This window comes from Marinobacter manganoxydans MnI7-9, from assembly GCF_000235625.1.
Taxonomy (GTDB): Bacteria; Pseudomonadota; Gammaproteobacteria; order Pseudomonadales; family Oleiphilaceae; genus Marinobacter; species Marinobacter manganoxydans.
The window spans coordinates 1-1,778 of record NZ_AGTR01000024.1 but is presented as its reverse complement, the minus strand read 5'-3'; the positions used below and the strand labels follow the sequence as shown (position 1 = coordinate 1,778).

Annotated in this window: 3 protein-coding genes; all 3 read left to right on the top strand. The window is 47.8% G+C overall.

Features of this window, described 5'->3' with window-relative positions:
- Nucleotides 1–826 (top strand): CHAD domain-containing protein (locus tag KYE_RS06125; protein WP_008171493.1); only part of this gene is annotated, 826 nt, incomplete at its 5' end.
- Between the two features lie 41 nt (nt 827–867).
- A complete protein-coding gene (locus KYE_RS06120; RefSeq protein WP_008171491.1) occupies nt 868–1,110 on the top strand; it encodes a hypothetical protein in 243 nt (80 codons plus the stop codon).
- Nucleotides 1,111–1,299: 189 nt separating this feature from the next.
- Nucleotides 1,300–1,578: a hypothetical protein gene (locus KYE_RS06115; protein WP_008171489.1), complete on the top strand. Its 279-nt coding sequence runs from the start codon at nt 1,300–1,302 to the stop codon at nt 1,576–1,578.
- Nucleotides 1,579–1,778: the final 200 nt, after the last annotated feature.

Below are 1,778 nucleotides of genomic sequence, written 5' to 3'. Positions count from 1 at the left end.
GAGACGGCTGATTCGTTCGATCAATGACGACATCGCTCTCTCACTTCTCCGAGCGTGCCGGGAGCCTGAAACTGGCGTTCACGAGGCCCGGAAAGGATGCAAGGAAATTCGCGCAATACTGCGGCTCGTCAAGCCCCATGTGGATAAGGCGGACTTCAGCGATAATCAGTCATTCTACAAAGCAGTCTCGGGCAAACTAGCGGGTAACCGGGATGCGCTCGTCAGGACAAAAACCTGGAACGCTCTCGTAGCTGAAACATCGCATTTGGGAGCTACGCCTGCGGATACAGTTACTCGCTTTTTATCAGCACAAGCCCAACTCGATCCCCTGTCGGAAAAAGGCAGCGACTTTTTCGTAGATCTTGCTTTGGAAGTCGATTCAAACAGCAAATCGCCGAAAGATTGGAGTCTTCCAGAGTCCCTTTCCGATCTTGTCCCAAATCTTAAAAGAATCTATGAGAAAGCCCGTAAAGCAGAAAAGAAAGCCCGCGAATCGGATGATATCGAGGACTTTCATGAGTTTAGAAAACGGTCCAAGGACCTTTTTTATTGCTTGAGAGTTCTTCGACCGATGTTCGGAAAGGGTCTCAAATCAAAAGTGTCACAACTTGAGATTCTCACTGAGACTCAGGGTAACGCGAACGATTTTGCGGTATTGATGGATTATCTCATAGAGCATCGAGAGGCCCTGGACCTTGCTGAAAAGGATTTTGAGCCCATAAAACATGAAATTCAGAAGGAACTGGACAAATTACAGAACCGTGCACATAGAGAGGCGAAAAAACTTCTTTCTGAATCTTCGAGCTCCTTCATCAAACTGTTATAAGTTCAGAGTATGCCTGACTAGACAACACTGAGGATCTAGTCATGCCCGCACAACCACAGACCAAGGCACTTATTGGATACTCGTTTTTGATCGGCTTTGCCAATGATCATGTTTTTGATGCCAAAGAACTGATTACTCTGGAAGCGCTAGCGCGTGCACAAGGGCAGGTAGATGGATCACAGGTACTTGCACTTCGCGCGCTGCTGGATCGCCTGGAGGCGTTGAACTTGCCGATGAGTATTCGCTTGGAGATTGATCAATTTCGGGAAATCAACAACATTTAGCCGGTTGCCACGACTTTAATGATCTTAATCAATGAGGATCCGGTGCGCATTGGTCACAATGACTATGAAATGGCTAATTTTCATACAAAATGAGAATGGGTTTAGGCCTTTCCCCGCGGTAAAACCGGTCTATTATTGAGCGGTAATTTGCAAAGTGACAGCTTAGTGCCTGAAATGGAGTCCCCACTCATGAACCCAGATCTTCTTGCCCTTGCACTGATGAACGACCCCAATTGTACTCTTCAGACAGTTTACGACGAGCGGACTGACACGTCTGATCCCGACGAAACGCGCGCCTCTTTCGAAATGGTGGCAGATGATGGTGAGTTGATTGGTTACATCAAAACCTGGCATGACGACGATTACGCCGGTTTCGTCCACTTTGATGCGGAGTGCAACGTTGTAGACTGGAAGACGTTTGCAAAAGGTAGCGCACCCAAGCGGTACAAAGTCACGAGATTGTCATAGAAGGCAGTTATTCTTCTGCGCTGTGGATTAGCGTCATCGTGTTTTTCCACCAGTGGATCTTCATTGCCGGGAGCGTCGTTTCCCGGTTTTTTCTGTCATGGTATCCGTAGTGCGAAATTCCACTAAGGTGTACAGAAGGGCCCAGGCGTGGATTCTTTGAACAGCCTCAAGTCTGAATTTCTCTCCTCCCCTATGTGTCA

Bases quoted from the DNA above. Each gene is read 5' to 3' on its own strand.
- KYE_RS06120 (WP_008171491.1), top strand. From the start codon at position 868: ATGCCCGCACAACCACAGACCAAGGCACTTATTGGATACTCGTTTTTG.
- KYE_RS06115 (WP_008171489.1), top strand. From the start codon at position 1,300: ATGAACCCAGATCTTCTTGCCCTTGCACTGATGAACGACCCCAATTGT.